Raw genomic sequence first — 7,759 nt, 5'->3', positions numbered from 1 at the left:
TGCTTCTTGCTCCTTAATCATCCCAATAATCTGCGACTCAGTAAAACGGCTCTTTCGCATATGTTTGCTCCTTCATGGTTGAGCAAACTCTACATTAAAGTGAGGGATCTCGCGGGGGGCAGGTCACGATTTTCTCGTACAGACACCGTCGGTCGACTGGATGTTTGAGGTGAAGTCGACTTTGGAGGATGGCTGCGAATTCGAACTGACCTCCAACGAACTCCGCGTCGCTAGCTCCGCCTCCCGAACCGGCCGCAGACGATATCGGATCCTATATGTTCCCCATGTATTTTCGCCCGAAAACTGGTGCGTTTTCGAACTGCCCAACCCGATGGATAAGGAAACACAGGCTCAGTTCTCCGTAGTTGGACGCGGCTCGCTTCGACTGCGCTTTGAGCGACGGTAAATTCGCTAGAAGCAGAGAAGGTTCGACGCCAGTCCCTTGCCCTCCGCCACTATTCATCACATTGCGTTATATACTGCCGCGCGCGATCGGATTGCGGCTGAGCGGTGGTGTTTGCTCTGATCTCGCGCTCTGCAGGCTCGGGCGGAATTTGCGCCTGATGCATGCCGGCGGGCAATTTTTCCCATCACACCAACAACCTTGTCGCCATGACCCCGGTCCAGGCCGAGATCGCGGTCAGGGCCGCGCCCCAGGTGACGTCGGCGGCGACCATTTGCAGGGACCAATCCCGCAGGGTGGCGTAATTGGTGAATTCATAGGTGCCATAGGCCATTGCGCCGAGGATCGCGCCGCCGATCAGCGCATTCATAGGTGCATCGCCGCGCAGGGCGGGAAGCGATACGAACCAGAGCACGCCGCCGACATAGAAGAGGTAGAAGATGATCGCCGGTCGCAGGCGGATGTCCTCAAGGAGCCAGCTGCCGATATGCTGCGAGAACAGCGGTTTCATCACCGTTGTCAGCATCACTGCATCGAGCAACAGGAATACTGCGGCGGTGATCAAATAGAGGGTGGCGATCTGGATCATCATAAGCTCCGTTTTGCGTTGGGGGTGTTACGGCGCGCGGGGGCAGGTGGATCACATGGTGCAGGGCGAGGGGGCGATCGACAGCAAAGCACGGGGACGCGCGCCAAGGAATGATCGCGATCTCCGCGCCGAACCGCCAGCCTTGATGCATGGGCCAAGTAAATCTTGATTTACGCTGTCTTCGGGTGCAGCGTGGATGCGCGAGCAGTCGGCCACTTTCGTCAGGGTTGAGTGCCGTTTGGCGACTGGGTTGGAGGTACCGCTTGGTAATCGGTTGCGCCCCGAGGTGGGTTGCAGCCCACAGGACCCATAGCGCACCCGCGCGCAGCATCCGCGCTGTGTCGCCGCCCAAATGTATGACGCCGCGCCCTGCGCCCGCGTCTCCGGTTTTGACCTTACGACCGGCTGCAAAGCCTCTTTGCCGCCGCAAGAAACGGATAAGATCACCCACAACAGAAGGTTCCTGCCATGACCCTTATTCTCGACCGTCGCGCGTTTCTGGCTGGCTCGGCCAGTCTCATCGCCCTGCATCCCTTCTCGGCGCGTGCGCAAAGCAATCAGGCACATCTGCGGATCATGGAGACCACCGATCTGCATGTGCATGTCTTCCCCTATGACTATTACAGCGACCGTGCGGTGGATACCGTCGGGCTGGCGCGCACCGCGGCTTTGATCCAAGGCGTGCGTGCGGAATCGACCAACTCGCTACTGCTCGACAATGGTGATTTCCTGCAAGGCAACCCGATGGGCGATTACATCGCTTATGAGCGCGGCATGGCCGAGGGCGACGCCCATCCGATCATCACAGCGATGAACACGCTGGGGTTTGACGGCTCGACGCTGGGCAATCACGAGTTCAACTACGGGCTGAACTTCTTGATGAATTCGGTTTCGGGCGCCAATTTCCCGATTGTCTGCGCCAATGTCGCCCGCGAACTCGGTGCCAGCCCGCGCGAGGATGCGACCCTGCTGCCGCCCTATGTGATCTTGAATCATACGGTCACCGATGGCGCGGGGGAAAGCCATCCGATCCGCATCGGGCTGATCGGCTTTGTGCCGCCGCAGATTATGAACTGGGACCGGCGCCATCTGGAAGGCAGCGTTATGGCCCGCGATATCGTCGAGACCGCGCGCGCCTATATTCCGCAGATGAAAGAGGAGGGCGCCGATCTGATCATCGCCCTCTCGCACTCAGGCATTGGCGAGGCCGATCATATCGACGGGCAGGAAAACGCCTCGATCCCGCTGGCGGCGATTGACGGCATAGACGCGGTGCTGACCGGCCACCACCACCGCGTGTTCCCTGGTCCGAATTACGCTGAAACGCCGGGTGTTGATGTGACCAACAGCACCTTGATGGGCAAACCGGCGGTGATGGGCGGGTTCTGGGGCAGCCATATGGGGCTGGTCGATCTAATGCTCGAGCGCGACGGCAACACATGGCGCATTGCCGCGCATAGTTGCGAGGCGCGCCCGATCTCTCAGCGCAATGACGACCGCTCGATCACACCTCTGGTTGAAAGCGTCGCCGAGGTCGAGGCCTCGGTGCAGGAAGAGCATGACGCGACGCTGGCCTATGTGCGCCGCGCGGTGGGGCGCACCGAAGCGCCGCTGCACAGCTATTTCGCCTTGGTCGCCGATGACCCTTCGGTGCAGATCGTCTCGAATGCGCAGCTTTGGTATATTTCGCAGATGATGGAGGGCACCGAATACGAGGGGCTGCCGATCCTCTCGGCGGCGGCACCGTTCAAGGCGGGCGGGCGCGGCGGGCCGCAGTATTACACCGATGTGCCGGTGGGGGATGTGGCGATCCGCAATGTCGCCGATCTCTATCTTTATCCCAATACGGTGCGCGCGGTGCTGGTGACCGGCGCCGAGTTGCAGGGCTGGCTTGAGCGTTCGGCGGGGATGTTCAACCAGATTACCCCGGGTGAGGCCGATCAGGTGCTGCTCAACCCCGATTTCCCGTCGTATAATTTCGACGTGATCGATGGGGTGAGCTATCAGATCGACCTGTCGCAGCCCTCGCGTTTCTCGGCGGATGGCGAGTTGGTCAACCCCGAGGCTTCGCGGATCGTCTATCTGGCCTATCAGGGCGAACCGGTGACCCCCAACATGCAGTTCGTCGTGGCGACCAACAATTACCGCGCGGGGGGTGGCGGCAGCTTCCCTGGTGCGACGCCCGAGACCACGATTTTTGAGGGGCCGGACACCAACCGCGATGTCATCGTGCGCTATATCGTTGATCAGGGCACGATCAATCCGCAGGCCGACGCCAATTGGTCCTTTGCGCCCTTGGCCGAGACCTCGGTGCTGTTTGATACCGGCCCCGAGGCGAGCAATTATGCGGCGGATGTCGAAGGTGTGAGCATTGAGGCGGCGGGCGATGGCCCCGACGGGTTCGCGCGGTTCCGTATTACGCTGTAATCCGTATCACGCATTAAAATGACCGGCGCCGCATCGTATGGCGCCGGTCCCTCTAACCAGCGGAGACACCCGAAAACGCGCCTAGCGCTGCTCCATCGCGTTTTCCCATTCGGTCAGGAAGGTGCGGCGGTTCAGCGGGTCGAGATAGGCCATCAGCCCCGGACCCAAGCGGATCGGGCCGAAACCGGCATCCTCGCGCGGGCCCGAGTGGCTGAGCGCGGGCAGGGCCCAATCGCCTTGCAGCTCGCGCATGCCCAGATCGGCCAGCATATCGACCATCGCCCCTGCCGCCTCGATCTGGCGGGCGGTGGTCGGAATGATCACCGTGCGCAGCATGACATTCGAGAAATCTTGCATGGTTAATATCTGCATACGCCCGCTTTGATCCTCGTCGAGCCAATCCTCGGCATAGCTGCCCAACACATTATAGGCGACCGCCAGACGACCTTCGGCGACATCTTCGATCATCTGTAATGAGCAACAATAAAGTTGCGGTCCCAGCCTGCCCATCACCTCGTTGAGCCGCCAATAGGCATCGGTCGAGCGGTCCTCTTGCGTGGCAAAGAGATACCCCAGCCCGCTTTCGCGCACGTCGTATGTGCCGACCGCGCCGACAAACCGCTCGGGATGATCGCGCAGCACCGCGATCAGCTCTTGCCGCGTGGCGGGCAGGTCGAGACCTTCAAAACTGGCGCTATGGATCGCCACCACCGCGGGCTCGGTGGTAAAGGCAAAGATCAGATCGCGCCAGCGCGCCCAATCCGGCAGCGCCTCGGTCGCGGCAGAGCTGAACGGCTGGGCAAAGCCGTCATTGGCAAGTTGGAACTGTAGATCCATCGCCGAGGACATCGCCAGATCAAATGCCACCCCGTCACGGATCGCGCGGTGCAGATTGCTGGAGGAGAGCACCGAATAATCCACCGCGATCTCGGGGCGCGCGGCCTGAAACGCCGCGATATAGGGCTCGAACACATCCAGATCGGTGGTCGAGGCAACCCGCAAGACGCGGGTGCCCGTATCCATGCCGCCGGTCGCTGCTTGGAGGGCGGGAAACACCCTGTGGTCTTCGAGCTCCAGCTCTGCCGCCTGCGCCATTCCGGTCAGCGCGAGCGTCAGAGCCAGGGGGAGCGTCAGGGTCAGGCCAGAGGCAAAACCAAGGTGATACATGCGCCACCTCCTTTGAGTTGGGCGTTGGACAATTCCAGCCGACCGCCATGCGCCTGTAACACTTCGGCGGCAATGGTCAGGCCAAGGCCGGAGCCGACGATATCCGCCGTGTTTTCACCGCGCTGGAACCGCTGGGTCAGGGGCTCGAATGGCGCCAGCCCCAACCCCGGCCCCTGATCGGTCACGCTGAGCCGCGCGGTGGTGGCGTCGCAGGTGATTTGCAGGGTCACACTGGTATCCTCGGGCGAGTATTTGATCGCATTGTCGAGAATATTGCGCAGCGCGTTTTCCAGCAGCACCGCGTCACCGGCGATCCACGCTGTATCAGCCTTGAGCAGCAGGCGGATATCGCGCATCGAGGCAGTGGGTTCGAGCGCGGCAACGGTGCGCGCCGCCAGTGTCGCCAGATCGAGCGTGTCGCGCGCCAGATCCTCGATCCGGTAGGCAACGGTGGCATGGTCCAGCAACTGCCCCGCCGAACGCGAGCTTTCATCCACCGCGCGGATAATCTGGCGCAGATGTTCGCGCTCGGTGTCAGTCTGCGCCATCCTGAGCGCGATTTCGGTCTGCGCGCGCACCGTGGCCAGCGGGGTGCGGATGCGGTGGGCAGCCTCGGCGATGAAATCCTCGGAACGCCGGATCGATTGGCGCAGCCGGTCCATCAGCCGGTTCAAGGCCAGCAACAGCGGCGCCAGTTCGGTCGGCGCTGGGCGAACCACTGGCCGCAAATCCGAAGGGCCGCGTCGCGACACCGCCGAGGCAATCTCGTTCAGCGGTTTGAGCGAGGTATAGGCGACCAGCGCGGAAAGCGCCGCTGCCAGCAGGAAAAACGCCACCGACAGCATCGCCGCCAGTGACGACAGATCATCGGCCACCGCGCTGACCCCGTCGCGGGTTTGCGCCACGGTGACTGTCACCAAGACCGGCTCGTCTCCGGCGAGCACCGCGCGCCCGAGAGAGGCCATGCGAATTGCTGCGCCGCGAAACACCGAGGTTTCAAACACCACCTGACCCGCGCTGCCGGGGGTTGGCGGGGTCAGCTCGTCATAGCCGGTCAAGGTCACGCCGCCTGCGGTGACGCGGTAGAACACCCGGTCTTCGCTGATCGCGCCGAGCATGGCAAAGGCGGCATAGGGCAGTTCGAGCCGCACCTCGCCCTGTTCGCTGCGCAGGGTTTCGGCGATGGTCGTGGCCGAGGCGGCCAGCACATTATCCTGCGTGCGTTGCGAGGCTTCGCGCGCCAATGCGGTGACCATCGCCCAAGAGAGCACCGACAAGAGCGCCGCCACCGCCGCCAACAGCAGGGTCAGCCGTTTCCCGATGGAGCGGCTCTGGATCATGGGGCGCCGGTCTCTATCCGGTAGCCAAGCCCGCGCAGGGTTTCAATGCGCAGGCCCATCGGCGCGATCCGGCGGCGCAGACGGCCCACATAGACCTCGATGGCATTCTCGGTGACGGTGGTGTCATAGGAAAACAGCCGGTCCATCAGATGCGATTTCGACATGATCTGGCTGGGGTGGCGGGCGAACACCTCGAGCAGGCGGATTTCGCGACTGCGCAATTCGAGCGTGTCATCGCCGCGCTGCAGGGTGCCCGCCAGCAGGTCAAAGGTGACCGGCCCCAGCGCGATCTCGTTGCGCGCCGCGCCGCCGCGACGGCGCAGGACCGCGCGACAGCGGGCCTCGAGTTCGGAGAAATCGAAAGGTTTGGTGATATAATCATCCGCGCCTTGGTCCAGAGCGCTGACCCTATCCGAGACCTGCGAGCGCGCGGTCAGCATGATCACCGGCGTTTCCAGATGGGCACGGCTGCGCGCCAGAAAGTCCCGCCCGTCGCCATCCGGCAACATCACATCCAGCAAGATCAGGTCGTAGCTGGCGGCGGCCAGACAATCCTCGGCATGCGCCAGATTGGTCGCGTGATCCACCGCATGCCCGTCCAGTGCCAGCCGTTTGGTGACGGCCTCGGCCAGTTCCAGATTGTCTTCGACCAACAGGTAACGCACCCGATCCCCTATCTGCTATTTCCCGTGCGCCAAGGCGCCGCCTGAGGTAACATTCTTGTCAGGCTTCTGTCAGCTTGATGTGATTTGGACCAGTCTATGGGCGGCACAGGACCGCCTGTCAAATGGGAGGATTACCAATGAGCACCTATGGGTGGACTCGTCGCACGTTGATCGCTGCGGCAACCGCGAGCTTTGCATTCACCGGCATCGCCAGCGCGGACGGGCATCAAATGATGGATTCCGTGCATTTCCTGATTCCCGGCGGCGCCGGTGGCGGCTGGGACGGCACCGCACGCGGCACCGGTGAGGCTTTGGTCAACTCCGGTCTGATCGGCCATGCGACCTATGAGAATATGTCCGGCGGCGGCAGCGGTGTGGCGATTGCCCATCTGATCGAGAATGCGGCCAGCAGCGATGGCACCTTGATGGTCAACTCGACTCCGATCGTGATCCGCGCCCTGACCGGCGAGATCTCGCAGAGCTTTCGCGACCTGACGCTGGTTGCCGGCACGGTTGGCGACTATGCGGCCCTGGTGGTTCTGGCCGACAGCCCGATCAACACCATGGACGAAGCGCTAGCGATGTACCGCGAAGACCCGAACAGCTTCTCGATCGGTGGTGGTTCGGTGCCCGGCGGCATGGATCATCTGGTCGCCGCGATCATCATGCAGGGCGCTGGCGAAGACCCGACGGCCTTTAACTACATCGGCTATGACGCCGGTGGCGAAGCCATGGCCGGCCTGCTGTCGGGCGAGATCATGGCGCTGTCGACCGGTTTCTCTGAGGCAATCGCCTTGGCCGAACAGGGCGAAATCCGCATTCTGGGCGTGACCGCGCCCGAGCGCGTCGCTGCCTATGACGCCGCGCCCAGCTTTGCCGAGATGGGCATAGACGCGCAATTCGTGAACTGGCGCGGGTTCTTCGCCGCTCCGGGCATGGATGACGACAAAGTCACCGCCTATCAGGACCTGCTGGGCGCAATGATGGAAACGCCTGAGTGGGAAGAAATCCGCGCGCGCATGGGGTTGGTCAATATCTTCAACCCCGGTGACGAATTCGCCAGCTTCCTCGAAGCACAGGAACGCCAGATCGGTGATCTGATGCGCGAGTTGGGTTTCCTTTAAGCAGGACACAGGGTCACTATTGGTGACCTGAGCAACCGGATGCC

General features: G+C 62.4%; 7 protein-coding genes. 3 read left to right on the top strand and 4 right to left on the bottom strand.

What is annotated here, in order from left to right:
* Positions 1–106: 106 nt before the first annotated feature.
* Positions 107–406, top strand: coding sequence for a protein NO VEIN domain-containing protein (locus DDE20_RS19395; RefSeq protein ID WP_116558697.1), 300 nt, complete (start codon positions 107–109; stop codon positions 404–406).
* A gap of 184 nt (positions 407–590) precedes the next feature.
* On the opposite strand, the gene DDE20_RS11850 is transcribed toward DDE20_RS19395, so the two are convergent.
* Positions 591–989: a DUF2177 family protein gene (locus tag DDE20_RS11850; RefSeq protein ID WP_205961662.1), complete on the bottom strand. Its 399-nt coding sequence runs from the start codon at positions 987–989 to the stop codon at positions 591–593.
* A 471-nt stretch (positions 990–1,460) separates the two neighbouring features.
* Between DDE20_RS11850 and DDE20_RS11845 the strand changes: the two genes are divergently transcribed.
* On the top strand, positions 1,461–3,419 hold the full coding sequence (locus tag DDE20_RS11845; RefSeq protein ID WP_116558696.1) for a bifunctional 2',3'-cyclic-nucleotide 2'-phosphodiesterase/3'-nucleotidase: 1,959 nt from the start codon (positions 1,461–1,463) through the stop codon (positions 3,417–3,419).
* 81 nt (positions 3,420–3,500) lie between these two features.
* On the opposite strand, the gene DDE20_RS11840 is transcribed toward DDE20_RS11845, so the two are convergent.
* Genes DDE20_RS11840 through DDE20_RS11830 form a run of 3 tightly spaced genes read right to left on the bottom strand, consistent with a single transcriptional unit; the run spans position 3,501 to position 6,591 of the window.
* Positions 3,501–4,586, bottom strand: coding sequence for an extracellular solute-binding protein (locus tag DDE20_RS11840; RefSeq protein WP_240608014.1), 1,086 nt, complete (start codon positions 4,584–4,586; stop codon positions 3,501–3,503).
* The gene (locus DDE20_RS11835; protein ID WP_116558695.1) at positions 4,556–5,926 is read right to left on the bottom strand and encodes a sensor histidine kinase; all 1,371 of its coding nucleotides are present in this window, start codon (positions 5,924–5,926) and stop codon (positions 4,556–4,558) included. The genes DDE20_RS11840 and DDE20_RS11835 overlap by 31 nt, the downstream gene beginning before the upstream one ends.
* Complete coding sequence (locus DDE20_RS11830; protein ID WP_116558694.1) at positions 5,923–6,591, bottom strand: response regulator transcription factor; 669 nt, start codon at positions 6,589–6,591, stop codon at positions 5,923–5,925. Before DDE20_RS11830 ends, DDE20_RS11835 begins: the two co-directional genes overlap by 4 nt.
* A gap of 137 nt (positions 6,592–6,728) precedes the next feature.
* Here DDE20_RS11830 and DDE20_RS11825 point away from each other — a divergent pair, with 137 nt between their 5' ends.
* A complete protein-coding gene (locus DDE20_RS11825) occupies positions 6,729–7,715 on the top strand; it encodes a tripartite tricarboxylate transporter substrate binding protein (RefSeq protein ID WP_116558693.1) in 987 nt (328 codons plus the stop codon).
* The last annotated feature ends 44 nt before the right edge of the window (positions 7,716–7,759 follow it).

It is taken from the genome of Pararhodobacter oceanensis (assembly GCF_003076755.1).
In the GTDB taxonomy this organism is placed as follows: Bacteria; Pseudomonadota; Alphaproteobacteria; order Rhodobacterales; family Rhodobacteraceae; genus Pararhodobacter; species Pararhodobacter oceanensis.
This window is presented reverse-complemented; position numbering and strand designations above follow the sequence as displayed.

What these genes read in the sequence shown, in the direction of transcription:
- DDE20_RS11845 (WP_116558696.1), top strand. Translation starts at nt 1,461, where the DNA reads ATGACCCTTATTCTCGACCGTCGCGCGTTTCTGGCTGGCTCGGCCAGT.
- DDE20_RS11840 (WP_240608014.1), bottom strand. Translation starts at nt 4,586, where the DNA reads ATGTATCACCTTGGTTTTGCCTCTGGCCTGACCCTGACGCTCCCCCTG.
- DDE20_RS11835 (WP_116558695.1), bottom strand. Translation starts at nt 5,926, where the DNA reads ATGATCCAGAGCCGCTCCATCGGGAAACGGCTGACCCTGCTGTTGGCG.
- DDE20_RS11825 (WP_116558693.1), top strand. Translation starts at nt 6,729, where the DNA reads ATGAGCACCTATGGGTGGACTCGTCGCACGTTGATCGCTGCGGCAACC.